Annotated in this window: 25 protein-coding genes (1 of these 25 only partly in view); 17 read left to right on the top strand and 8 right to left on the bottom strand. The window is 70.2% G+C overall.

The annotated features are described in order from the left end of the window. Window positions 1–24 precede the first annotated feature (24 nt). Complete coding sequence (gene cobF, locus LTT66_RS17135; protein ID WP_233068687.1) at window positions 25–768, bottom strand: precorrin-6A synthase (deacetylating); 744 nt, start codon at window positions 766–768, stop codon at window positions 25–27. A gap of 110 nt (window positions 769–878) precedes the next feature. Between cobF and LTT66_RS17130 the strand changes: the two genes are divergently transcribed. The 7 genes from LTT66_RS17130 (at window position 879) to LTT66_RS17100 (ending at window position 7,211) form a co-directional block, all read left to right on the top strand. Beyond that, the gene (locus LTT66_RS17130) at window positions 879–1,706 is read left to right on the top strand and encodes a thymidylate synthase (RefSeq protein ID WP_181719490.1); all 828 of its coding nucleotides are present in this window, start codon (window positions 879–881) and stop codon (window positions 1,704–1,706) included. 56 nt (window positions 1,707–1,762) lie between these two features. Further along, window positions 1,763–2,209 carry a dihydrofolate reductase gene (locus tag LTT66_RS17125; protein WP_228825499.1) on the top strand — a complete coding sequence of 149 codons (447 nt, stop codon included), beginning with the start codon at window positions 1,763–1,765 and terminating at the stop codon, window positions 2,207–2,209. 199 nt (window positions 2,210–2,408) lie between these two features. Beyond that, on the top strand, window positions 2,409–2,735 hold the full coding sequence (locus tag LTT66_RS17120; RefSeq protein WP_043698095.1) for a cupin domain-containing protein: 327 nt from the start codon (window positions 2,409–2,411) through the stop codon (window positions 2,733–2,735). A gap of 57 nt (window positions 2,736–2,792) precedes the next feature. Next, on the top strand, window positions 2,793–3,851 hold the full coding sequence (locus LTT66_RS17115; protein ID WP_233068684.1) for a Dyp-type peroxidase: 1,059 nt from the start codon (window positions 2,793–2,795) through the stop codon (window positions 3,849–3,851). After that, window positions 3,848–4,648, top strand: coding sequence for a family 1 encapsulin nanocompartment shell protein (locus tag LTT66_RS17110; protein ID WP_233068682.1), 801 nt, complete (start codon window positions 3,848–3,850; stop codon window positions 4,646–4,648). The genes LTT66_RS17115 and LTT66_RS17110 overlap by 4 nt, the downstream gene beginning before the upstream one ends. Before the next feature lie 101 nt (window positions 4,649–4,749). Next, window positions 4,750–5,280, top strand: coding sequence for a hypothetical protein (locus tag LTT66_RS17105; RefSeq protein WP_233068680.1), 531 nt, complete (start codon window positions 4,750–4,752; stop codon window positions 5,278–5,280). A 77-nt stretch (window positions 5,281–5,357) separates the two neighbouring features. Beyond that, complete coding sequence (locus LTT66_RS17100) at window positions 5,358–7,211, top strand: TerD family protein (RefSeq protein WP_233069294.1); 1,854 nt, start codon at window positions 5,358–5,360, stop codon at window positions 7,209–7,211. 3 nt (window positions 7,212–7,214) lie between these two features. On the opposite strand, the gene LTT66_RS17095 is transcribed toward LTT66_RS17100, so the two are convergent. Continuing rightward, complete coding sequence (locus LTT66_RS17095) at window positions 7,215–7,889, bottom strand: TetR/AcrR family transcriptional regulator (RefSeq protein ID WP_233068677.1); 675 nt, start codon at window positions 7,887–7,889, stop codon at window positions 7,215–7,217. 219 nt (window positions 7,890–8,108) lie between these two features. Between LTT66_RS17095 and LTT66_RS17090 the strand changes: the two genes are divergently transcribed. The 4 genes from LTT66_RS17090 (at window position 8,109) to LTT66_RS17075 (ending at window position 13,156) form a co-directional block, all read left to right on the top strand. Next, on the top strand, window positions 8,109–9,644 hold the full coding sequence (locus LTT66_RS17090) for an amino acid permease (RefSeq protein ID WP_233068675.1): 1,536 nt from the start codon (window positions 8,109–8,111) through the stop codon (window positions 9,642–9,644). A gap of 79 nt (window positions 9,645–9,723) precedes the next feature. Beyond that, window positions 9,724–10,476 (top strand): DUF1989 domain-containing protein, encoded by a 753-nt coding sequence (locus LTT66_RS17085; RefSeq protein WP_233068674.1) that lies wholly within the window; start codon window positions 9,724–9,726, stop codon window positions 10,474–10,476. After that, window positions 10,473–11,087 carry an urea amidolyase associated protein UAAP2 gene (locus tag LTT66_RS17080; RefSeq protein ID WP_233068671.1) on the top strand — a complete coding sequence of 205 codons (615 nt, stop codon included), beginning with the start codon at window positions 10,473–10,475 and terminating at the stop codon, window positions 11,085–11,087. Before LTT66_RS17085 ends, LTT66_RS17080 begins: the two co-directional genes overlap by 4 nt. After that, window positions 11,084–13,156 (top strand): 5-oxoprolinase/urea amidolyase family protein, encoded by a 2,073-nt coding sequence (locus LTT66_RS17075; protein ID WP_408638809.1) that lies wholly within the window; start codon window positions 11,084–11,086, stop codon window positions 13,154–13,156. The genes LTT66_RS17080 and LTT66_RS17075 overlap by 4 nt, the downstream gene beginning before the upstream one ends. An 83-nt stretch (window positions 13,157–13,239) precedes the next feature. On the opposite strand, the gene LTT66_RS17070 is transcribed toward LTT66_RS17075, so the two are convergent. Beyond that, window positions 13,240–14,394, bottom strand: a complete 1,155-nt coding sequence (locus LTT66_RS17070) for an epoxide hydrolase family protein (protein ID WP_233068669.1) — start codon at window positions 14,392–14,394, stop codon at window positions 13,240–13,242. A gap of 62 nt (window positions 14,395–14,456) precedes the next feature. On the opposite strand from LTT66_RS17070, the gene LTT66_RS17065 reads away from it, so the two are divergent. Next, complete coding sequence (locus LTT66_RS17065) at window positions 14,457–15,407, top strand: helix-turn-helix transcriptional regulator (protein ID WP_233068668.1); 951 nt, start codon at window positions 14,457–14,459, stop codon at window positions 15,405–15,407. Between the two features lie 13 nt (window positions 15,408–15,420). On the opposite strand, the gene LTT66_RS17060 is transcribed toward LTT66_RS17065, so the two are convergent. Further along, entirely contained in the window at window positions 15,421–16,431 is a 1,011-nt protein-coding gene (locus tag LTT66_RS17060) for an NAD(P)-dependent alcohol dehydrogenase (RefSeq protein ID WP_233068665.1), read from the bottom strand. A gap of 89 nt (window positions 16,432–16,520) precedes the next feature. Between LTT66_RS17060 and LTT66_RS17055 the strand changes: the two genes are divergently transcribed. Beyond that, window positions 16,521–17,174: a TetR/AcrR family transcriptional regulator C-terminal domain-containing protein gene (locus LTT66_RS17055; protein ID WP_233068663.1), complete on the top strand. Its 654-nt coding sequence runs from the start codon at window positions 16,521–16,523 to the stop codon at window positions 17,172–17,174. Between the two features lie 3 nt (window positions 17,175–17,177). Here the strand turns inward: LTT66_RS17055 and LTT66_RS17050 are convergent, their stop codons facing one another. Continuing rightward, a complete protein-coding gene (locus LTT66_RS17050) occupies window positions 17,178–17,651 on the bottom strand; it encodes a MarR family winged helix-turn-helix transcriptional regulator (RefSeq protein WP_233068661.1) in 474 nt (157 codons plus the stop codon). Window positions 17,652–17,753: 102 nt separating this feature from the next. Here LTT66_RS17050 and LTT66_RS17045 point away from each other — a divergent pair, with 102 nt between their 5' ends. Beyond that, the gene (locus LTT66_RS17045; protein ID WP_233068659.1) at window positions 17,754–18,890 is read left to right on the top strand and encodes a GDSL-type esterase/lipase family protein; all 1,137 of its coding nucleotides are present in this window, start codon (window positions 17,754–17,756) and stop codon (window positions 18,888–18,890) included. A gap of 33 nt (window positions 18,891–18,923) precedes the next feature. On the opposite strand, the gene LTT66_RS17040 is transcribed toward LTT66_RS17045, so the two are convergent. Further along, entirely contained in the window at window positions 18,924–19,535 is a 612-nt protein-coding gene (locus LTT66_RS17040) for a TetR/AcrR family transcriptional regulator C-terminal domain-containing protein (protein ID WP_233068657.1), read from the bottom strand. Between the two features lie 74 nt (window positions 19,536–19,609). Between LTT66_RS17040 and LTT66_RS17035 the strand changes: the two genes are divergently transcribed. Genes LTT66_RS17035 through LTT66_RS17025 form a run of 3 tightly spaced genes read left to right on the top strand, consistent with a single transcriptional unit; the run spans window position 19,610 to window position 21,257 of the window. Beyond that, window positions 19,610–20,167, top strand: a complete 558-nt coding sequence (locus LTT66_RS17035) for a peroxiredoxin-like family protein (RefSeq protein ID WP_233068656.1) — start codon at window positions 19,610–19,612, stop codon at window positions 20,165–20,167. Continuing rightward, complete coding sequence (locus LTT66_RS17030) at window positions 20,164–20,646, top strand: DUF1772 domain-containing protein (protein ID WP_233068655.1); 483 nt, start codon at window positions 20,164–20,166, stop codon at window positions 20,644–20,646. The genes LTT66_RS17035 and LTT66_RS17030 overlap by 4 nt, the downstream gene beginning before the upstream one ends. Beyond that, window positions 20,643–21,257: an ATPase gene (locus LTT66_RS17025; RefSeq protein WP_233068654.1), complete on the top strand. Its 615-nt coding sequence runs from the start codon at window positions 20,643–20,645 to the stop codon at window positions 21,255–21,257. Before LTT66_RS17030 ends, LTT66_RS17025 begins: the two co-directional genes overlap by 4 nt. Window positions 21,258–21,363: 106 nt before the next feature. On the opposite strand, the gene LTT66_RS17020 is transcribed toward LTT66_RS17025, so the two are convergent. Together LTT66_RS17020 and LTT66_RS17015 are read right to left on the bottom strand one after the other, a co-directional pair. After that, window positions 21,364–21,963 carry a Uma2 family endonuclease gene (locus LTT66_RS17020; RefSeq protein WP_195031767.1) on the bottom strand — a complete coding sequence of 200 codons (600 nt, stop codon included), beginning with the start codon at window positions 21,961–21,963 and terminating at the stop codon, window positions 21,364–21,366. A gap of 135 nt (window positions 21,964–22,098) precedes the next feature. Continuing rightward, on the bottom strand, window positions 22,099–23,967 hold the final stretch of the coding sequence (locus LTT66_RS17015) for a non-ribosomal peptide synthase/polyketide synthase (RefSeq protein WP_233068653.1). Its footprint extends 41,919 nt past the window's final position; 1,869 of the gene's 43,788 nt are visible here — the last part of the coding sequence; its start codon lies beyond the right edge, outside the window; it ends in the stop codon at window positions 22,099–22,101.

Below are 23,967 nucleotides of genomic sequence, written 5' to 3'. Positions count from 1 at the left end.
GGTTCTCGCGTGGCGCCGGGCGGCTCACCCGCCGCGGCGCAGCAGGTAGATGTCCATGATCCAGCCCTTGCGCTCGCGCAACTCGGCGCGGCGGCGGACGATCAACTCCCGCACCACGGGCAGCGGTCCCTCGATCAGCGTCTCGTCCGGCATACCGAGGTAGGCGCCCCACCAGATGTGCACGTCCTCGTCCGCGATCGCCGTGAACGAGCACTCGCCGTCCAGCATCACGAGCGCGTTCTCCGCGCCGAGCCCCTCCTCGCGCAGGCGGCGGCCGGTGGTGATGCACACCGGTTCACCGATTCCGTGCAGCACGATCCGATGCCGCGCGGCCAGCGCCTGGGCGCTGGTGATGCCGGGAACGACCTCGTGCTCGAAGTGCGCCACGCCACGGGCGAGCACCCGTTCGACCATGCGCAGCGTGCTGTCGTACAGCGCGGGATCGCCCCAGACCAGGATGCCGCCGACGCCCTCGGCCGCGGCGAACGCCGACTCCAGCAGCGCCGACCGGCGATCGTGCCAGTCGTCGACAACATCCAGGTAGTCGGCGGGCGTCCGGTCGCGCGGCGGGTCGGCGATCGGGACGATCCGGTACGGCCGGTCCATGTGCGCGTCGAGGATCGCGGTCCGCACGTCGACCAGTTCCCGCTTGGTCTCGCCCTTGCCGATCACGAAGAACGTCTCGACCTGGCGCATCGCCTTGATCGCCTGCACGGTGACCTGGTCGGGATCCCCGGCGCCGATGCCGATCACGTAGAGCTTGCGCATGGGCTCGAGCTTGCCAGGTCGGCGGTGGACCACAGGGGCCGGGCGGCGCCGGGGACGCGGCCGATCCGGCTCGCCCAGCCCGCAGAGGGCGAAGACTAGAGTGGCGAGGCGTGGCTCATGACGCGCTCGATCCGGCTTTCGCCCCCGACACCCAGTACGAAGACCTGCTGCGGCTGGTACTGGCTTCCGGCACGAAGAAAGCCGATCGCACCGGGACGGGAACCCGCAGCATCTTCGGTCACCAGTTGCGCTACGACCTCTCGGCTGGGTTTCCGCTGATCACCACGAAGAAAGTCCACCTGAAGTCGATCGTCTACGAGTTGCTGTGGTTCCTGCGCGGCGACTCCAACATCAGCTGGTTGCGCGACCACGGCGTGTCCATCTGGGACGAATGGGCCGACGCGAACGGCGAACTGGGGCCGGTCTACGGCGTGCAGTGGCGGTCCTGGCCGACGCCGGACGGCACCCACATCGACCAGATCTCCCAGGTGCTGCAGACCCTGCGCACCGACCCGGACTCCCGGCGCATCATCGTCTCCGCGTGGAACGTCGCCGACCTGGACAAGATGGCGCTGGCGCCGTGTCACGCGTTCTTCCAGTTCTACGTCGCCGACGGCAAGCTGTCCTGCCAGCTCTACCAGCGCAGCGCCGACCTGTTCCTGGGCGTGCCGTTCAATATCGCCAGCTACGCCCTGCTGACCCACATGGTCGCCCAGCAGGCCGAGCTGACGCCGGGCGACTTCATCTGGACCGGGGGCGACTGCCACGTCTACGACAACCATCTCGACCAGGTCGCCGAGCAGCTGAGCCGCGACCCCTACCCGTTCCCCACGTTGCGGCTGCGTCCCGCGCCCACGCTGTTCGACTACCGCTACGAAGACGTGGAAGTGGTCGACTACCGGCATCACCCGGCCATCAAAGCTCCGGTGGCGGTGTGAGCGAGAGCCGCACGATCGGATTGATCTGGGCGCAGACCCTGGACGGGGTGATCGGGATGCGCAACACCATCCCGTGGCGGTTGCCCGAGGACATGGCGCAGTTCAAGGACGTCACCTGGGGTCATTGCGTGGTGATGGGCCGCAAGACCTGGGATTCGCTGCCGCCGCGTTTCCGGCCGCTGGCCGGGCGGCGCAATGTCGTGGTGACCAGGCAGCCCGACTGGTCGGCCGAAGGCGCCGAGCGGGCGGCGTCGGTGTCCGAGGCACTGGCCCGGTGCGCCCCGCACACCGTGTGGGTCGCCGGGGGCGGCGAGATCTACCGCGCCGCCCTGGAATTCGCGACCGACCTGCGCGTCACCGAGATCGACGCCGCGGTCGAGGGCGACGCCTTCGCGCCGCCGATCGGGCCGCAGTGGCGACCGGACGACCCAGAGCCCTGGCGGACCTCGGCCACCGGTCTGCGGTTCCGCATCCGGCACTATGTCCGCGAGCGCCCCGCCTGACGCTGGCACGAATCGACGCCACGCCGTGCGAGCCCTGTGAACGCCGCCCTCAGAGGCGGGGCCGGTGAAACCCGGCCCGCGCGGCCGCCGACTCGGGCATACTCCTCGTTATGCGGCGATCGGAGCTGTCTCCGGTCGCGCGCCTCGAGCCGTTGCCACCAGCCCGGCATCGGCTGTGGTGATCTGCGAAAGGCGGCCCATGGAAAAGAAATCGCTGACTGCGGTAGCGCGCCAGCAGCTGAAGCTGGCAGCCGTCGCCACGAGCGGACGCAGTTCACAGACAATCTATGGCGGCCATGCGCACACGCTGCGGCAGACGGTGGTCGGCCTGACGGCCGGGCAGAGCCTGGCCGAGCACGACAACGCGGGCGAGGCGACCTTGCTGGTGCTCAGCGGCACCCTGATCCTGATCAGCGGCGCGAACGAGTGGAAGGGCTCCGCGGGCGACCTGATCGTGGTGCCCAAGGCACGCCACAGCGTCAAGGCGATCGACGACGTCGCGTTCCTGCTGACCGTGGCGATGTAGTCGCGACGGCGCGGGTCCGCACCGCGGCCGGCCCGGCCGGGCGTTATGGTGTCGATCATGGGTGAGCCGCAGCCGATCCTCGAACCGCTCACGCCGTCGGCGATCTTCTTGGTCGCCACGATCGACGAAGGTGGCGAGGCAGCGGTCCGCGACCTGCTCGCCGACATCACCGGCCTGCGCCGTTCGGTGGGCTTTCGCCTGCCGGGAGCGAACCTGACCTGCGTCACGTCGATCGGCTCCGACGCATGGGACCGCCTCTTCGCCGGGCCGAAACCCGCTGAGCTGCATCCGTTCCCCGGTTACGTGGGCGCACGCCACACCGCGCCCGCGACACCGGGCGACCTACTGTTCCACCTCAAGTCCGAGGTGCAGGACGCCTGTTTCGAACTGGCCATGGCCATCGCCGACCGGCTCGCGGGCGCGGGGACGATCGTGGACGAGACCGTCGGCTTCCGCTACTTCGAGCAGCGCGACCTGCTCGGGTTCGTGGACGGCACCGAGAACCCGGAGGGCCGCGCGGCCGCCGCGGCCGCGCTGGTCGGCGAGGAAGACCCACAGTTCACCGGTGGCAGCTACGTCATCGTGCAGAAGTACACCCATCCGCTGGCGGACTGGCGCGCGCTGTCGGTCGAGGAGCAGGAGCGGGTGATCGGCCGCACCAAGCTGGACGATTTCGAACTCCCCGACGAGATCAAGCCCGCCGACTCGCACGTCGAGGTCAATACGCTGATCGATCCGGACGGCACGGAACGCCAGATCCTGCGCGGCAACATGCCCTTCGGCAGCGTGCGGGAGGGCGTGTTCGGCACCTACTACATCGCCTACGCGGCCACGCCGAGCGTCACCGAACGCATGCTCACCCGCATGTTCCTCGGCACCGACGAGGCCGCCTACGACCGCATCCTGGATTTCTCCGTCGCCCGCACCGGCACCTCGTTCTTCGCACCCACCGTCGATTTCCTCGACGATCTGCCGCCTGCGCCGTGGGAAGCGGCGGAACCCGCGGTGTCCGTGGACACCGACGGCGCCGGTCTCGCGGATCTGCCCGGAACAGCCGCGCCCGCCGGCGACGGCGCCCTCGCTATCGGCTCGTTGAAAAGGAGCACCCGGTCATGAACAACCTCCATCGCGAACTGGCGCCGATCACCACCGAGGCGTGGGCGGCCATCGAGGAGGAGGCGACGCGCACCTTCAAGCGGCACATCGCGGGCCGGCGCGTCGTCGACCTGTCCGGCCCGCACGGCATCGATTACTCCGCGGTGGGCACGGGGCACACCACGGCGATCGACTCGCCCGACGCCGGGGTGTTCGCCCGCCAACGGGTGGTCGCGCCGCTGGTCGAACTGCGCGTGCCGTTCACGCTCTCCCGCGAGGAACTCGACAATGTGGAGCGCGGCGCCCAGGACACCGACCTGGACCCGGTGAAGGACGCCGCCAAGAAGATCGCGTTCGCCGAGGACCGCGCGATCTTCGAGGGGTACCCGGCCGCGCACATCACCGGCATCCGCGCCAGCTCGTCCAACGAGCCGATCACGCTGCCCGGCGACACCCGGCTGGTGCCCGAGGCGATCGCGCAGGCGCTGAGCGCCCTGCGGCTGGCCGGTGTCGACGGGCCGTACTCGGTGCTGCTCAGCGCCGAGCTGTACACGGCGGTGAGCGAGACCTCCGACCACGGCCACATGATCCGCACGCACATCGAGCGCCTGATCCCGGAAGGCGAGATCATCTGGGCGCCCGCCATCGACGGCGCGATCGTGCTCACCACCCGCGGCGGCGACTTCGATCTGCGCATCGGCCAGGACCTGTCCATCGGCTACCTGTCGCACGACAGCACGTCGGTCCAGCTGTACTTCCAGCAGAGCCTGACGTTCCTGGTGTACACCGCCGAGGCCGCGGTCCCGCTGAACGTCTGAGCACCGCCGACGCATCGGCCACATCTGGGAAACCGCCGGGTGTGCGCCGGTGCGCGAGGCGGTAGCCTGAGCCGGAAATACGCCCGAGGCAGGTAGGTGAGATGACAACGGTGCGGGCAGGTGTGGTCCCGACCCAGCGCGCCGCGCTCTACAGCGTGTCCGGCGTCTTGGCGACCGTCACGATCTGTGCCTCGTTCGTCGTCGCGTTCGGGGTGAACCGGGTGTTCACCGGCCTGCTGGCCGGGGCCGTCGTCGGAATCGCGGTGCTGGCCGCGCTGTTCACCAGAGACGCCGTCGTGCTCACCGACCACGCCATCTACCGGCGCACGCCGTGGACGGTCTCCAGCATCCCGTGGGACCGGGTGGTGGCCGGGCGGTTCACACTCGACGAGCGCGCCCGCTGGTCGCTGGCGCTGGATCTGTCCGGTGGCGACGAACCGCACGGCGAATTGGTCCTGCTGTCCATCCCGCCGGTGGTCCGCCCGGTGGCGGGCGCTTACGACCTGCGCAAACGCGACCAGGTGACGGAGATCCGGGCGATTCTGCGGCACAAGCGGATTCCGGTGACCGTGCTTCCGCAGATCGCGGGGGCGCTGCGGGAACACTGGCAGATCGCGCCGCCGACGCACTGAGACCGCGACGGCGTTCGGCAGAGCGCGCGGATGCCGGACGCCGTACACCGGTTTCGGTTACGTTGACAGACGTGTCCATGCCGAAGGGCGCCAACGTGCCGGTGCCGAGTTCCGCCGTCCGGATCGAAGTGGGCTGGCGCGCCGGGGCAGATGCGCCGGACGCCGACGCCTCCGCACTGCTCGTGGTATCCGGAAAGGTGCGCTCCGACCGCGATTTCGTCTTCTACAACCAGCCCGCCCACCCCTCCGGCGCGGTCCGGCACGAGGGCAAGCGGCCGGGACCGATCGTGCTGGACGTGCTGTCCGCGGACTTGACGCAGGTCGAGTCGCAGATCGACGGCATCGTGATCGCCGCGTCCACCGAGGGCGGCGCGGTCGGGCTGCTGGACGGACTGTTCGTGCGCGTCGTGGACGCGGGCAGCGGAGCGCAGCTCGCCCACTTCGACGGCATCGGCGCGACCAGCGAGACCGCGGTGGTGCTCGGCGAGCTGTACCGGCGCGACGGCGGTTGGAAGTTCCGCGCGGTGGGCCAGGGGTACGCATCGGGTCTGGCCGCCCTGGCCACCGACTACGGCATCGCCGTGGACGACGCGCCCGCCCCTCCGCACGAATACACGCCACCGCCACCACCGCCCGCGCCATCGCATGAGTTCACGCCGCCACCACCGCCCACCGGGGCGGTACCGCCGGAGGCAGGTCGGCTCGTCGCGCCCGCTCTCGGGACCGGCTCCGCCGACCCACACCAGGTCCCATCACCGCCCGGCACACCGTCACCGCCGGGGGCGCGTCGGTTCGCTGGACAGCCGCCATCGGATTCCGCACCGGGTCCCGGTACCGGTCAGTCCGCCACGCCGCCACCGATGACCGAACCCGACCGGTCCGGCCCGGCGACCGGCCGAGGCATCAGCCAGTACGCCCCGGCGAGCGGTCACACACCGCCGCCCGACCCGCCGAGCCCACCCGCGATGCCGCACCAGCCCGACCCGTCCGGCGCGACGACATGGCAGGCCCAGGCCGTACCACCGCCTGGTCAGTACGGCCCGCCAGGTGGGTACGCACCGCCGTCCAGCCCATCCGTGCCTTCCGGCGGAGTCCCAGGACCGCCGAGCGGTTTTACACCACCGGGGCAGCCGCTACCGCCGGGCTCGTATGCGCCCTACGGTCGAAGCGCGCCCAGCGATTACGTGCCACCCGGCCAGTACCCGGCATCCGGGCACCACACGTCGCCCCCGGCGTACTACCCGTCTGGCCAGTACATGCCAGCGGCGGGACAGCCGGTGCCGCAGGGACACAACGTTCCCGGCTGGGCGGCGTCGACAGGGCAGTCTGCTGGCAAGCTCTCGCTGACGAAGGACTTCCCCTCGGTGTCGCTGACCGCATTGGGCGCGTCCTCCGGCAGGATGCGGATCAACCTGAGTTGGACTTCTCCGGCGAGCGAAGGCTCCGCGCTGGACGTGGACCTGTGCTGCTTCTGGGAACTGGCCGACGGCCGCAAGGGCGATATCCGTCCGGTCGGCGACTGCGGGTCACTGGAGCGGCCGCCGTTCATCCGGCTGGACGCGGACGATCGTTCCGGGACCGGCGCCGCCGGGGAGAACCTGGAGATCGACCTCGGCCGCGCCGCCGAGTTCCGCCGAATCCTGGTCTTCGCCACCCTGTACGACGGCGCGGCCGACTTCCGCGGCATCCGGGCGACCGCCGCGCTGTACCCGGCGGGCGCGCCGCCGATCGAGCTGACCGTGGACGGTTGCACGGACGGCTCCAGGGATGTGGTGCTGGTGCTCATCGAGAACACCGGCGCGGATCTGGTGGTGCGCCGGGAAGGACGCTTCGTCCCGCCGCCGCCGAACCGTCCGCGCTGGGGCGTGACCGAAGTCGACAAGGCCTACGCCTGGGGGCTGAACTGGGTGCGGGGCACCGGCAAGTCCTGACGCTCAGACCGCGGGCGCGGCCGGCCGGTCCAGCAGCGCGACCGCCTCGGCCCGAGTCGCGTCGAGATCGCCGGTCCAGCCGAGGGCGCGCAGCACCGCCCCCGGGATGGTCCGCTCCGCGTACCTGGGCGCGGCGCCCTCGTCGGAGCGGATGCTGATCACGGTCTCCACCAAGCGGAACGGCAGCAACTCCGTGCCGGGCACGCTCGCCGCGCCACCCTCGGCGAGCACCTGCGCCGCCAGAGTCTCGTAATGCCCGCGCAATTCGTCGCGGCGCAGGCGGAAGGCGGCGAACCGCTCGGTGCGCAGCTCCGGCAGCAGGTACAGCGCACCCAGGTTCCAGCGCGAGGAGCACAGTTGCCGCACGTCGAACACGGCCAGCGCGTACAACCGGACCGGCGCCGGGTCGGGCGCCGCGCGCAGTCGCTCGGCCAGTTCGATCGGGGCGGCGACGGTTTCGGCGAGCAACGCGTCCAGGATGTCGTCCTTGGCCGCGAAATGGTGGTACAGCGAAGCCTGCCGTATCCCGACGGCGTCGGCGATCGCACGGGTGGAAGTGTTGGCGTAACCGTTGGTGGTGAACAGTTCGCCTGCGGCGTCCAGGATCTCGGCGCGCGGCGTCGATCCGCGTCGGCGTCGCTGTTCGACGCGCGGCCGTCCGGGACCGAGGTTCGCCACTGCCCCATTCTGGCAGGTGAGCGGGCGGGCGCTGCGGCGCGGTGGCCGTCCGCTCAGTGCGTGAACGGGCCGCGTGCGTTTCCTGTCACTTGATAGAAATAGCGGCAACACAGAAGTTACCGGCGGTACCGGAAGCGATACATCCAGGTCACCGAAAGCGCGCTCGCGGACGCAAAACTGTCACCTGATAGTTATTGGTCGCACGCCGAAGGACCGCACATGGCAACCACGCTCGCCCCGCCCCCGCCCCCCGATCTCACCGGTGACGGCGCCGACCTCGCCCGGTTCGGCTACCAGCCCGTCCTGCACCGCAAGCTCGGCCGCTACGCCTCTTTCGCGGCGGGCTTCTCGTTCGTCTCCATCCTCACCACGATCTTCCAGTTCTTCGGCTTCGGCTATTCGTTCGGCGGAGCCGCCTTCTTCTGGACCTGGCCGATCGTCTTCGCCGGGCAGTTCCTCGTCGCGCTGAACTTCGCCGAACTGGCCGCGCGTTACCCGATCTCGGGCTGCATCTACCAGTGGTCGCGACGGCTCGGCGGCGAACTCGTCGGCTGGTTCGCGGGCTGGATGATGATCATCGCCCAGATCGTCACGGCCGCCGCGGCGGCGATCGCCCTGCAGGTGGTGCTGCCCTCGATCTGGAGCGGATTCCAGCTCGTCGGCACGGACACCGCGCTCAGCTCGCCGTCCGGCGCGACCAACGCCGTGCTGCTCGGCAGCATCCTGCTCGCGGTCACCACGCTGATCAACGTTTTCGGCATCGATCTGATGGCGCGGATCAATTCGATCGGCGTCACCGTCGAGATCGTCGGCGTCCTCGCGATCATCGCGCTGTTCTTCACCGGCGCCGAGCGCGGGCCCGGTGTGGTGCTGCACACCGACCAGGCCGCGCCGGGTCCCTACTGGGCCGCGTTCCTGGTGTCCGGGCTGATGGCGGCTTACGTGATGGTCGGATTCGATTCCGCGGGCGAGCTTTCCGAGGAGACCAAGAACCCGCGCCGGGTGGCGCCGCGCACCATCCTCACCGCGCTGGCGGTCTCGGCGCTGGGCGGTGGGCTCATGCTGCTCGGCGCGTTGATGGCCGCCCCGAGCCTGTCCGACGGTGCGCTGGCCTCCGACGGACTCGCCTACGTGCTCACCGCGAAGCTGGACAGCCCGGCGGGCAAGGTGCTGCTCGGCTGCGTCGCGGTCGCGATCACGGTGTGCACCTTGGCGATCCAGACCGCGGGCTCTCGGTTGATGTTCTCCATGGCGCGGGACGGGAAGCTGCCGTTCGCGGGCAGGCTCGCCGCCGTGCACCCGCGCTACGGCACGCCGGTGCTGCCCGCCGTCGTGATCGGTGCGCTGGGCATCGGCCTGCTGGTGCTCAATCTCGGCAACGCCGCGATCTTCGCGACGCTGGCCAGTGTCTGCATCGTCACGCTGTATCTGGCCTACCTGCTGGTGACGGTGCCGCTGCTGGTCCGCAGATGCACCGGTCTGCCGGACGCGGGCACCGACGCGCGGCTGTTCAGCCTGGGCCGGTTCGGCATTCCGGTCAACGCGCTCGCCGTGGTCTGGGGGATCGCGATGGTGGTGAACCTGGCCTGGCCGCGGGCGGAGGTCTACGCGCCGGACGGCGGCGGGTGGTGGATGCGCTGGGCCGCGCCGCTTTTCGTGCTGCTGGTGCTGGCCGTCGGCGTGGTGGTGCATCGCTTCGTCGTCGGTTGGTCACGAGACGTCGCGAGCGGCGAGCCCGCACCGCAACCGGCCTGATCGACCGGTGCGGCGGCGCACTACCCGGCACCGCCGCACCCGATCGCATGCCCAGGACACCAGCACGAAAGGAATCACCGTGACAAGCACTGCGGACACCTCCGGCGCGCGAGCGCACGCACGAGCGCAGGCCGCGGCCGCGACCATCGCGGAGCCCGCGCGGCCCGCCGAGGTCCCCGCCTCGAAGATCACCTTCGCCCAGCGGATTCCGGCAGGCGGATACGCGAACCTCGCGCTCGGGCGCGGCACTCGGATCCGCCTGCGCGATCCGGACGGCGCGGCCTGCGCGCACCTGCTGCTGGCGCGCACGGAAGCGCCGTGGGAGCGCCTGAACGTCGCCGACACGATCAAGGTGCCGTGGCAGGCGTACCTGGGCAGCGGTCACCCGCTGCTGTCGGACCAGGGTCGAGTCCTGGCGACCGTGCTCGCCGACACCTCCGGCCACCACGACACGCTCTGCGGACCGACCGCCCAGGCCCGCGACCTGCTGCGGCTGGCGGGCGCCAAGCACGGGCTGCGCCCCGCGGACATCGGGCCGACCGTCTCGTTGTTCCGCGGCGTCCGGGTGCAGCGCGACGGAGCGCTCACCGCCACCGGCAGCGCCGCTCCCGGCTCGTCGGTCGATCTGCTCGTGCACCTGCCGGTCACTGTGCTGATCGCCAACGCCACCCATCCGCTGGACGACCGGCCCGCGGCCGACCTCGATGTCGTCGCGTGGACCGCACCGGACGACCTCGCCGTACCCGCCAACCGGGACCCGGAATACCGACGGGCCGTGCAGAACACCGAACAAGTCTGGACGGCGGCGCTGACAATGGAGGCAATCGCATGACTTCGGCCCGCACCATCGTGCTCGACGAGACCGTCCCCGCCCGCGCGCCGTGGTCGGCCGTGGTCGGGGCGGGCGAGCACCTGGAGATCATCGATCTGCACGGCAACCAGGCGGTGGACTGCCTGCTGTACTCGGCGGCCGACCACTCCGACCGCTACAGCGCGCAGGCCACGGTCGCCGCCCAGCGCAATATCTTCCTCACCACCGGCAGCGAACTGCGCACCGACGCGGGCACCATTTTGATGACCGTCGTGGCCGACGAGGTGGGCAATCACGACACCATCGCGGGCGCCTGCTCCCAGGAGTCGAATACGCTGCGCTACGGCCACCACACCCGCCACCAGCACGCCTGCGTGGAGAACTTCTTGACCGAAGCCCTGCGCTGGGGCCTGGGCAAACGCGACCTGGTGTCGAACATCAACTGGTTCATGAACGTTCCGGTCGAGGCGGACGGCACACTGGGCATCGTGGACGGGTTGTCCGCACCGGGCAAGCGGGTCACGCTGCGCGCCGAGATCGACACGCTGGTGCTGGTCTCCAACTGCCCGCAGATCAACAACCCCTGCAACGGCTTCGACCCGACTCCGGTACGCATGGTGGTGTCGCGATGACGATCACCGAACTACCGGTGGCCGGGACGGCGCAGGCGGAAACCGCGCGTCCCGGCCGGGTGGAGGTGGTTCGCCCCGGCATGCTCACCACCGTGCAGGACTGGCCGGGCCGGGTCGGGTATTGGCACGTCGGCGTCCCGCCGTCGGGGCCGATGGACGATCTGTCGTTCCGGCTGGGGAATCGCGCGCTCGGCAACGACGAGGGCGCCGCCGGGCTGGAATGCACCCTCGGCGGTCCCGCGCTCCGGTTCACCGCGCCGGCCTGGGTCTGCGTCACCGGCGCCCCGGCGGACGTCATGGTGGACGGCGTCCGGGTCCCCCAGTGGCGCACGGTTCGGGTACCCGCGGGCGGCGTGCTCGACGTCGGCGCGGTGCGCGGACCGGGCATGCGCTGCTACGTGCTGATCGCGGGCGGCATCGACGTGCCCGAATACCTCGGCAGCGCGGCCACTTTCACCCTCGGCCGCTTCGGCGGCGGCACCGGGGGCGCGGTGCGCGGCGGTGCATCGCTTTCCCTCGGCGCGCACCGCGGCAGGGTCGCGGCAGCCGTGCCGATGGACGAGCAACCGGTGCTCACCCGGCACTGGGAACTCGCGGTCACCGAGGGCCCGCACGGCGCGCCGGAGTTCTTCACCCGCGCCGACTTCGGCACCGTGATCGGTACCGACTACGAGGTGCACTTCAACTCCGACCGCACCGGTGTCCGGCTGAACGGGCCGAAGCCGGAATGGGCCCGCGCCGACGGCGGCGAGGCGGGCCTGCACCCGTCCAATATCCACGACACCCCGTATTCGGTCGGCGCGCTGGACTTCACGGGCGACACCCCCATCCTGCTGGGGCCCGACGGGCCGAGCCTCGGCGGTTTCGTCTGCCCGGTCACGGTCGTCGCGGCCGACCGCTGGAAGCTGGGACAGTTGTCGCCCGGCGACCGGGTGCGCTTCGTGCTGGTCCGCAGTGACCGCGCCGCCTCGATCCGCGAACTCGGGGCCGCCCGCCGCGCCGCATGGCCCACCGTGCTGTCGGCGGGCGGCGACGGCGACGACGGCGTGCTGCGCCGCGCCGAGGTCGACGACGAGACCGCGGTGACCTACCGCCGCGCCGGCGACGACGGCGTGCTCGTCGAATACGGCGCGATGACACTGGATCTCGGCCTGCGCGCCCGGGTGCACGCCCTGCACCAGCATCTACTCGCCGCCGGAGTGCGTGGCGTGACCGAGCTGACCCCCGGCATCCGCTCGTTGCAGATCCGGGTCGATCCGCACGTGCTGCCGGTGCCCGCCCTGCTCGACCTGCTCGCCGAGGCCGAAGCGCAGTTGCCCGCCTCCGATCGGCTCGTGGTGCCGAGCCGGGTCGTCCATCTGCCGCTGTCCTGGGACGACCCGTCCACCCGCGAAGCGATCACCCGCTACATGCGCGGCGTGCGGGCCGACGCGCCCTGGTGCCCGTGGAATATCGAGTTCATCCGCCGCGTGAACGGCTTGGCTGCCGTATCCGACGTCTACGACACCGTATTCGGCGCCGAGTACCTCGTGCTCGGCCTCGGCGACGTCTACCTCGGTGCGCCGGTCGCCACCCCCACCGATCCCCGGCACCGGCTGGTCACCACGAAGTACAACCCCGCCCGCACCTGGACGCCGGAGAACGCGGTCGGCATCGGCGGCGCCTACCTGTGCGTCTACGGCATGGAGGGGCCGGGCGGCTACCAATTCGTCGGGCGCACCACGCAAGTGTGGAATCACGGGGCAGGTGCGGCGCCGACGATTTCCCCGGGCGCCGACCGTGGCCTAGTTGGAGGCGAAACCCCCTGGCTGCTCCGCTATTTCGACCGGATTCGCTGGTATCCCGTCGAAGCGGAGGAACTCCTCGATATGCGCGCCGACTTCGCCGCGGGCAAGGTCGAGGTGCGCACCGAGGACGGCGAATTCCGCCTGGCGGACTACCGGAGGTTTCTTACCGAGAACGCCGAGTCCATCGAGGCCTTCCGGGCGAAGCAGGCGGAAGCCTTCGCCGCCGAACGCAATTCCTGGCGATCGGCGGGCGAGCTCACGGCTCGGCAAGGCGGCCGCTAGCAAACGTCTGCGAGCTGAGCGCGTCGGCCGCCCGGCCCCGGTGGCGTAGTCGAGATCCGCCCGGCGAGCTGCGGGCCGACGGTTCAGCGCAGGTCGCGGAAGAATTCGCGAATGTCGCCGGTGAGCAGTTCGGGTTCCTCCATGGCCGCGAAATGGCCACCGCGGTCGACGTCGTTCCAGCGGGTGATGGTGTTCTCGGTCTCCGCGTAGCGGCGGATGCCGATGTCGTGCGCGAAGACCAGGGCGGCCGTGGGCACGCCGGAGTTCTGCTTCGGCTCGCCCCACGCGGCGTTCTGGGCATAGCCGACATAGGCCGCCGAGCCCGCGGTTCCGGTGAGCCAGTAGAGCATCGCGTTGGTCAGCAGCCGATCCCGGTCGAGGATCTGGTCCGGCTCGACACCGCGCGGATGGGTCCACTCCCGGAACTTGTCCATGATCCAGGCCAGTTGCCCCACCGGTGAGTCGACCAGTCCGTAGGCCAGGGTCTGCGGTCGAGTGGACTGAATGGCGATGTAGCCGAACTCCTCCTGCATGAACGCCTCGATCCGCCGGATGCGATCGCGCTCCAGATCGGTCAGGCTCGCCAGTTCTTCCTCCGCGAGCGGCAGCGGCGGAAACGGACCGGGCCCGCCGTTGGTGTGCACGCCGACGACCCGGCCGGGCGCCGTCCGGCCGACCTGCGGGCTCACCGCCGCTCCGATGTCGTCGCCCTGCACGCCGTAGCGCCGGTAGCCCAGCCGGTCCATGAGTTCGGCCCACGCCGCGGCGATCCGCTCGATGGTCCAGCCCGCCTCGGCGACCGGCCCGGAGAACCCGAATCCCGGCAGCGAGGGGATGACCAGGTGGAAGGCGTCGGCCGGGTCGCCGCCGTGCTGCCCCGGGTCGGTCAAAGGCCCGATGACGTCGAGGAATTCGGCCACCGAGCCCGGCCAGCCGTGCGTCAGCAGCAGGGGCAGGGCGTTCGCCTCGGGCGAGCGGACGTGCAGGAAGTGGATGGTCTGCCCGTCGATCACCGTCGTGTACTGCGGGTGACCGTTCAGCCGCGCTTCGGCCGCGCGCCAGTCGTATCCGGTGCGCCAGTAGTCGACCAGCTCGCGCAGCCAAACGGTCGGTACGCCGGTGTCCCAGCCGTCGCCGGGGAGCGGGGCGGGCCAGCGGGCCGCGTCGAGCCGGGAGCGCAGGTCGTCGAGCTGCTGCTGCGGGATGTCGATGCGGAAGGGGCTGATCTCGTTGCTCATGAAACAGACGGTATGACCCGGCTAGGACAACTTCCGCCCTAGGTTCGGGGCAGACTTTTCCCATGTTGGAATCCTCGGCGCGCCTACTGCGTCTGTTGTCGCTGCTGCAGACACCCCGCGACTGGACCGGCGCCGAACTCGCCGAGCGACTCGAGGTGGACGTGCGCACCGTCCGCCGGGACATCGGCAAGCTGCGCACGCTGGGCTATCCGGTGGACGCGACGCCCGGCGTCGCGGGGTACCGGCTCGGCGCGGGAGCGAAGCTGCCGCCGTTGCTGTTGGACGACGAGGAGGCGGTGGCGGTGGCGCTCGGCTTGCGCACCGCGGCGGGCGGCACCATCGCGGGCATCGAGGACAGTTCGCTGCGCGCGCTCACCAAACTCGAGCAGGTACTGCCTTCGCGGCTGCGCCACCGCCTCGGCATGCTCCAAGCGGCCACGGTCACGGTGCCCGCGGGCGGTCCGACGGTCGACCCGGACGTGCTCACCGCCGTCGCGGCCGCCATCCGCGACTGCCATCGCCTGCGGTTCGACTATCGCGCGCACGACGGCGCCACGTCGCTGCGCACCACAGAACCACATCGCCTGGCGCACACGGGCAGACGGTGGTACCTGATCGGCTGGGACGTCGATCGCGCGGACTGGCGCACCTACCGCGTCGACCGCCTGCACCCACGCATCCCGACCGGCCCCCGCTTCACCCCGCGCGAGGCGCCCGACGCCGACCTGTCCGGGTACCTCTCCCGCGGCGTGACCACCGCGCCGTACCGCTACGAAGCCCGCGTCACCCTGGGTGTCCCCGCCGAGGTGGCCGCCGAGCGCATCGCACCGACCGTCGGGGTGATCGAGGCGTCGGACGCCGCGACCTGCGTACTGCGCACCGGCTCCAACTCGCTGGACGAGCTGGCGATCTATCTCGCCACCTTCGGCTTCCCGTTCCGGGTGCACGAACCGCCGGAACTCGTCGCGCACATCCGCGAACTCGCCGCGCGCCTCGGCGCGGCGGTCGACTGACCGGCCGACCGGCTCAGGCGACGAGCACCGTCTTGCCCTGGGCATGCCCTCCGGCGACATGGCCCACCGCCGCGGCGGCCGCGGTGAGCGGACAGCGCCGCTCGATCACCGGGCGCAGCTTGCCTTCCGCGGCCAGCCCGGCAAGGAACTCGAGGTCCGCCCGGCGCGGGCGCATCAGCAGGGGGCGCATCGTCTGGCTGACCACCAGGCCGGTCAGCACCACCTTGCCCACCCACAGCACCGGTCCGAGCCAGTTGCCGCCGGGGGCACCCGCCGAGGAGACGAAGACGCCCTTCGGCGCGAGCACCCGGCGGCAGGCGGTCAGCGACCGGTTGCCCACCAGATCCAGCAGGACGTCGTATCGATCGGTGCCGCGCGTGAAATCCGCCGTGGTGTAGTCGATCACCCGGTCCGCGCCCAGCGAGCGCAGCTGCTCGACGTGACGTGTGCTGCACACGGCCGTCACCTGCGCGCCGAGCGCCTTGGCGATCTGCACCGCACTCGTTCCCACACCGCCCGACGCGCCATTGACCAGCACTTTCTGCCCGGCGCGCAGACCGCCGACATCGCGCAAGCCCTGCAGCGCGGTCATTCCGGAATCCGGCAGGGCCGCGGCCTCCGCCACGGTCAGGCCATCGGGGACGCGCGCGAGCCGCTCGACCGGGACACACACGTACTCGGCGAAGGCCCCCGCGTCGACAGCGCCGAAGACCAGGTCTCCGCGGTCGAATTCGACCACTCCCGCACCGACCTCGACCACTTCACCGGCCAGGTCGTGCCCGATGATCGGGTCCTTCGGCCGCCGCAGCCCGAAACCGAGCCGGATCGCGTAGGGCTTACCGGTGAGCAGGTGCACGTCGCCTTTGCTCACCGCCGCCGCCCGCATGCGTATCAGTACCGAACCGGCGACGGCGACGGGGCGTGGCACCGTCTCCGTTCGGAGGACGTCACTGGAACCGTATCGCGGCGCGACGATCGCGCTCATCGTCGCGCGCTCGAGGGTGGACCGCTGGCCGTCGGACATGACATTCCTCGTCTTCACCGGGCACTTACAGTGTAAGTGCGATACCGCCGACGGTACGCTTACGCTGTAAGTGCGTCAAGAGGGGAACCATGTCCGAGACCCGCGCGCCGCTCACCAGGGACGCGGTGCTGCACGCCGCCGTCCGGCTCGCCGACGAGCACGGCTTGTCCGCGCTGTCCATGCGGCGCCTGGCGCAGACACTCGGCGTCGAGGCGATGTCGCTGTACAACCACGTGCGGAACAAGGACGACCTGCTCGACGGCATCGCCGATCTGGCGGTCGCCGAGATGACGCCGCCCGCCATCGGCGGCGATTGGCGGGCCGCCCTGCGCGCCCGGTCGGTTTCCGCCCACGAAGTCCTGCTGCGCCATCCGTGGGCGACCGGGCTGATCGGCACCAGGATCAACGTGGGCCCCGCCATGCTGCGCTACATCGACGCCACCGTGGGCTGCCTGCGCGCGGCGGGCTTCTCCCTGCCCCAGGCGGACCGCGCGTGGAACGCGCTGGACAGCCACCTCTACGGCTTCACGTTGCAGGAGTTGAGCTTTCCGCTCGAGCCGTCCGAATACGGCTCCGCCGCACAGCAGTTCCTGCCGCTCATACCGGCCGAGGAGTATCCCCACATGCACGCGCTCGCCCAGCTGGTGATCGACGGAAAGCACTCGGGCATCGCCGATTTCGAGTTCGGCCTCGAGCTGATCCTGGACGGCCTCGAGCGAGTGCTCGCCGCGAACGCGGACTGACCCTCAGTCCATCCGGAACGTGGCCTCGGGGTTGGCCGTGTCCCGGACGATTCGCAGCGCCTCGGACAACGCGGCGAGCTGCGCCGGAGTCAGCAACCCGACGAACCAGCGGTCGACGGCGGCGAGATAGTCCGGCAGCACCTGCGCGAGCCGCGCCGCGCCCGCGTCGGTGAGCACCGCATAGGCGCTGCGCCGATCCGCCGTGTCCAGCTCGCGTTCCACCAGGCCGCCGCGAGCCAGCCGATCGACCAGCCGGGTCACGCCGCTGGTGGACAGCGCGGTCTGCACCGCCAACTCGGACATGCGCAACCGGCGCCCGGGAGAACGACTCAGCCGCATCAGGGCGTTCAGATCCAAGCCGGACAAGCCGTGGGCCTGCCATACCGGCTCCAGCTTCGCGAGCACGCCGCCGTGCGCCTCGAACAGCAGGCCCATCGTGGTCAGACGCGGGTCGTCGAACAGCTCGGTCACGTCCATGAGGGGAACCTACCCGAAGATCGCGAATAGTTGACACGCGGAACAACTAGCCGTAGAAATATGCATACGCATTATTCCTCGCGTCAACTAGTGGAGGTTCCCATGTCGCAGACCGCCTGGATCGCCGGATTCCGCACCGCGGTTATCCGTCCGGATGAGCAGATCAAATTCGCGGACTCGCGCGCGTTCACCGACCAGACGGTGCGCCAAGTGCTGCACCTGGCGGGCGGCGGCGCGCAGGTGCGGGTGGGGTTGACCAACCGGTACGGGACGACGCCACTGGTCGTCGGCGCGGCGCGGATCGCCCTGCGCAAGAACGGCAATGAGATCGTCGCCGAGACCGACGCCGCGCTGCGGTTCGACGGCGGTGGGCAGGTCGTCGTCCCGGTGGGCGGCGAAGTCCTCAGCGACCCGGTCGATTTGGCCGTCTCGGCGGGCACGGATCTGGCGTTGAGCCTCTACCTGCCCGGCCCCACCGGGCTGGCGACGTTCTCACACCAGCCCGGCGAAACCGCGTACATCGCCGACGGCGACGTCACGGCCCAGGCCGCGCTCACCGCCGTCGAGGAGGTGCCCGCGCGGTTCTTCGTCGTCGGCGTCGACGTGCTCGCGCCCGCGGAAACGCCGGTGGCCGTGGCGTTCGGCGATTCCTGGTTCGAAGGCGTCGGCACCACGCTCGGCGCCAACCGCCGGTCGGTGGACGTGCTCAACGCGCGCCTGGACCGTGGCTGGGTGGTCAACCAGGGCATCGCGGGGAATCGGCTGCTGACCGACGTGGTCGGCGAACCGGGCCTGGCGCGCTTCGACCGCGACGCGCTCGGCGTGCCCGGCGTGACCAGCGTCCTGGTCAACTTCGGCATCAACGACCTCAGCCTGGGCGGCATGGTCGGCCAGCCGCCGGCGACCGCGGACGAACTGATCGCGGGCTTCACCACCCTCGCGCGGCGGGCGCACGCCGCCGGACTCACCATCCACGCTGCCACGATCGGCCCCTATGCGGGCGTCATCTATGAAGGTCTGCACGTCGACGAGGCGCTGCCGACCCGTCGGCGCGTGAACGATTGGCTGCGTACCAGCGACGTCTTCGATTCGGTGTTCGACGTGGCGCGTGCGGTCGAGGATCCGCAGCGGCCGGACTTCATCCGCCCCGAATTCGACAGCGGCGACGGCATGCACCTCAACGACGCCGGTGCCCGCGCCATGGCCGAAAGCGTCGATATCACGGCGCTTTTCGGCTGAACAGGCACATGGCGTCGCGCAACCCGTCGACTCCTAGGGCTCGAGACCGCGCAGCACGATCTCGACACCGCCTCGGAATTCGTCCTCGGCCGACATGCCCTTGGCCTGGCCCGCGGTCTGCGCCAGATGCGGGTAGTCCGCGGCGGGGAGTTCGGCCATCGCGATGGTCCCCCGCCCCGGCAACGGCGCGTAGTGCTTGTTCTGGAGGTAGCCGATCAGGAAGGCGATCAGCGTGCGCTGGGCGATGACGCGGGCGCGTCCGGTGAATCCACCCTCGGTGAGCACGGCGAGCATCGCTTCCATCACGCGCAGCGATTCCACCGACGACTGCCGATGCCGCAGCACGAGCGGCACGGCGGCCGGATGGGCCGAGAAGCCGTCACGGATGTGCTCGAGCAGCGCCGTCACCCGCGTTTTCCAGTCGCTTCCAGCGGGCAGCGACGTGTCGATCGAAGCGAATACATGGTCTGCCACCAGCACCTCGAGCGCATCACGGTCGCGCACGTAGCGGTACAGGGCCATGGTGGCCACGCCGAGTTCCCGCGCCACCGCGCGCATCGTGAGCGCGGCCAGGCCGTCGCGGTCAAGTACGGCGAGGGCCGCCGCGGCGAGATCGGCGGTGGTCAGCGAACGGGGACGGGGCACGGATTGACAGCGTACAAGCTACGCGCATACTGGTCGTAGGCGTACGAAGTACACCTACGACGAAGGAGCCCATCATGTCGCTGCCGACCGCAGTCTCCGGTCGCACCTTGCTCGCCATCTCCGGTGCGCGAGTCCGGATACCGGACCCGGACCACCTGATCCACCTTCAGTTCCGGCGCTTCGCCGGATGCCCGGTGTGCAACCTGCACCTGCGTTCGATCGTCGCCCGGCGCGACGAGATCGCCGCCGCGGGCATCCGCGAAGTGGTCGTCTTCCACTCCAGCGCGGAGGAATTGCGCAAGTACACCGCCGAACTACCGCTGGAGGTGATCGCCGACCCGGACCGCAAGCTGTACCGCGAATACGGCGTCGAGACCTCGCCCCGCGCGCTGCTCGACCCGCGCGGCTGGCCCGCCATCCTGCGCGGCGTCGCCCACGCCGCGTACGCGACCCTGCGCCGCGGGCAGGCCGCTCCGCCCACCAAGCCCGAGGGCGGCAGTCTCGGGCTGCCCGCCGACTTCCTGATCTCCCCCGACGGACGCGTGCTCGCCGCGAAGCACGGCGCGCATGTCTACGACCAGTGGTCGGTCGACGAACTGCTCGCGCTCGTCCCGGCGGAGCGTCGCGCGTGAGGCTTGCCGAAAGACCCCTGGCGGCAAGGGCATTCGCGTTGGTTTTCGGCGGGCTGCTCGCCGGTGCGTTCGGCTATGGAGCGGTCAACGTCCTCTACGCGTTCCGCAAAGTCCCGCTGGAGGTGCGCTTCACGTTTCACACAGCACTGATGAGCGTGAACGGCCTGGTCATGCAATCGCTGATGGGCCTGACCATCCTCAGCACGGCGGTGCTCGCCATCCGTTCCACGGGCAAGCCCCGCCTGCTCGCCGGTGGCGCGGGCATTCTCGCTGTCGCGGCGTTCCTCATCACCCGCCTGGGCAACGTCCCGATCAACCAGAAGATCAAGGTGTGGGCGGTCAGCGGCCCACCGGCCGACTACGCCGAAATCCTCAGCCGCTGGGAGGCATTCCATTTCGCGCGCACCGCATGCGCGCTGGTGGCGTTCCTCCTCGTCGTGCTGACCACCCTGCTTCCCGCGAAAGAGGCCCGCCCATGATGACCGTCGAACTGTTCGTCTCCGACCCAGCTCTGACCGCCGACCGCAAACGCGCCCTCGCCGAACGAATTCTGCGCGTCCTGACCACCGAGCCCAGCGCTCCCGACTCGGTGATGTCCAAAGCCCGCGAACTGACCTACGTCCTGGTGCGCGACGCCGATGTGTGGGCTACCGGCGGACCGGCCCTGGACGACGCGCCGCGCTACCTGGCGCGGCTCACCGTCCCCGGATCATGGGCCGGCAACACCGAATTCGGCGGCCACGTCATCCCACTGATCACCGAAGCCGTCGCCGGCACCGAGCCCGACCCGGACCGCCTGACCCGAGACCCGCACTGCGTGGTCCAGATCATCGGCCTGCGCGAGAACAACCTCGGCGCCTTCGGCCACACCCTCACCGCCACCGAGATCACCAAACTGATGACCGAGGACTACCGAGCCTCCGGCACCCACACCGACGCCCCCGAAGGCCACGCCATCGACCCCGTCTGCGGCATGACCGTCGACCTGTCCACAGCCCGATTCACCCTCACCCACAACGGCACCCACTACGCCTTCTGCGCCCCCGTCTGCCGCAAGGTCTTCGCCGAGGACCACGCCGTCCCACTCTGAACCGTCCCGGGCGTGGCACATGGCGGAGAGGCCTTCTCGCACTTCGCCGCAGCCATCTGCCACTCGCGGCTACTTCGAGCTTTGCGGCGGCTTGCGTGAGAGGTGGTCAGGGTTGTTCGAGTACGTCGAATGGAATGGTCGCCTCGACCGGGTCGTCGAGTAGCAGAACACGTCGGTGAACCGTGTGGGCAAGATAGCGGCGACCGGACCAGTCGAGGCGGTATTCCTCGATTTCTTCGATGCGCTCTTCCTTCTGATCGAGCCGGACGATCAGATACCGGGGTATACCGGCGGCCGCGTATTGAATTCGCTTGTCGCTTATATCGGCGTCGATGGTTGATTCGGAAGTGACCTCGACCACCAGCAGTATGTGCTCACGCACGGTGTTGACGTCGTAAGGTTCACAGTCACGGATCCAGATGTCGGGATAGCGGATGTTCAACCGCCGATCGGCGGCTGTGGATTCCGCGTCAGCGAATCGCGCGGCAACGTCGGAGTCCACGACCATACACGGTCCGCCGTCGCGCCGGGCCGACTCCAGCATCCCTGCCAGCCGCCGCACCACACGGCTGTGCACGGGGCTCTGGGCCATCAGTCGCACCACACGCCCGTCGACGATCTCGATGTCACCGAGCTCGGCAGTCGCCCCTTCGGCGAACTGCTCGGCCGTCACACGCAGTACCTGTTGCTCGTCGGGAGCGCTCATAGCGGACATCATTGCAGTTCGAATCCGAGCAGACGAGCCCCTCCCGTTCTGAGGGGCTCGTCTGCTCCCACTGGCAACACTTCGCCGGCGCGGAGATCCGGGTGCCTATCCAGAGCCTACGGACCTGGACTCGCCCTACTCCGCGATGACGATCCGAATCTCGTCACCCGCCGCGCCGGTCGCTTCGCCCGGCCCCGCGAACCAGTGGGTGACCTCGCCCTCGGTGAGGTCGGTGTCGAGGTCGCCGGTCGGGACGACGGACAGGGCGCCCGCGGTGGCGGAGGTCAGCAACTCGAGGATGGCGGGGCGGCCGGATACGGCGGTGGTGTACGTGGTCGACTCGTAGTCGATCCCGTACTCCTCGCGTACCAGTTCGGCCTCGTCCAGCGCCTCGGACTGGGTGATCGCGACCACCCCGTCCGCCGTGGTGACGACGAACGCGGGGTGTTCCTCGCCGAGCGGGCGGACCCGGTCGGCGTAGGACACCGGGTGCGACGGGGCCGCGGCGATGTCCTGCTTCACCTGAGCGTCGGAGAGCGCCACCCAGCGGATGTCGCCGTCGGCCACCGGTTCGGCGGTGATCCCGAACCCGGCGCCCGCGCCCGCCAGCTCGTCCGCGGTGAGGTCGCCCGCGAACAGGCATGCCGCACCGGCCTTCTGCACCGCCCAGGCCGCGACCACCGCGTCCACCGAACGCGGCAGCGTCACCGCGACGACGTCGCCCGGTCCGGCACCGCGATCGATGAGCACCCGGGCCAGCTGGGAGGAACGCCGGTCCAGTGTGTGGAAGGCGACTTCGTCCTCGCCGGCCAGTAGCGCGGGGGCCTCCGGGTCCTCCTCGACGACCTCGGCAAGCACCTTGGCCACCGTGCGCGCACCGACCCGGCCCACCGGCTCCGGCGTGGAAGCCGCTGCCGCGACCCCGGATTCGACCAGCAGCCGGGCCCGTTCGCCCTCGTCCAGGATGTCGATGTCGCCGACCAGGGCATCCGGATCGCCGAGCAGCGCCTCCAGCACCCGCACCAGCCGCTCGGCCAGGGTCTCGACCTCTTCGGCGGTGAACCGGCTGCCCAGGTACTTCAGGGTCAGCTCGATCGTGGATTCCGCGATCACCAGCAGCGTCATCGGGTAGTGCGTGGCGTCGTTGACGCCGACACCGGTCACCGACATGCCGTCGATCGAGCTGGCGGCCGAGATCGCTTCCTTGTCCATCGGGTACGACTCGAACACCAGCAGCGTGTCGAACAGCGACCCGGTGCCCGCCACCCGCTGGATGTCGGTGAGCCCCACGTAGTGGTGCTCGAGCAGGCCGGCTTGGTCGCCCTGCAGCCGCGCCAGCAGCTCGCCGATGGACTGGCGGTCATCGATGCGCAGCCGCACCGGCAGCGTGTTGATGAACAGACCCACCATCGACTCGACGCCGGGCAGTTCGGCCGGTCGGCCGGACACCGTCGCGCCGAACACCACGTCGCCCCGGCCGGTGAGACGCCCGAGCAGGATGCCCCAAGCCGCCTGGACCAGCGTGTTCACCGTGACGCCGAGTTCGGCGGCGTGCTTGGTGATCCGGCGCGTGCGGTCGGCGTCGAGTTCGGTGACCACCTTGCCGATCTCGTAGCTCTCCGCGCCCCGCGGTTGCGGTGCGAGCTGAGTGGGTTCGTTGACGCCCTCCAGCGCCGCCGACCAGGCGCGCAGCGAGGCGTCCCGGTCGCGCCCGGCCAGCCAGCCGAGGAAGTTGCGGTAGGAGGCCACCCGCGGCAGCGCGGTCTGGTCGCCGCGCACCGCGTACAGCACCAGCAGGTCCCGCATGAGCAGCGGCATCGACCAGCCGTCCAGCAGGATGTGGTGGGTGGTGATGGCCAGGTGCCATTGCGCATCGTCGCTGCGGAACAGAGTGAACCGGATCAGCGGCGGGGTGGCCATGTCGAAGTGCGTCGCCTGGTCGGCCGCGACCTGCCTGCGCAGTTCCGCGGTCCGCTGCTCGGCGGGCAGATCGGTGAGGTCCAC

It is taken from the genome of Nocardia gipuzkoensis (assembly GCF_021183645.1).
Classification (GTDB): domain Bacteria; phylum Actinomycetota; class Actinomycetes; order Mycobacteriales; family Mycobacteriaceae; genus Nocardia; species Nocardia abscessus.
The sequence above is the reverse complement of the archived record's forward strand: the minus strand, read 5'-3'. Positions and strand labels throughout refer to the sequence as shown.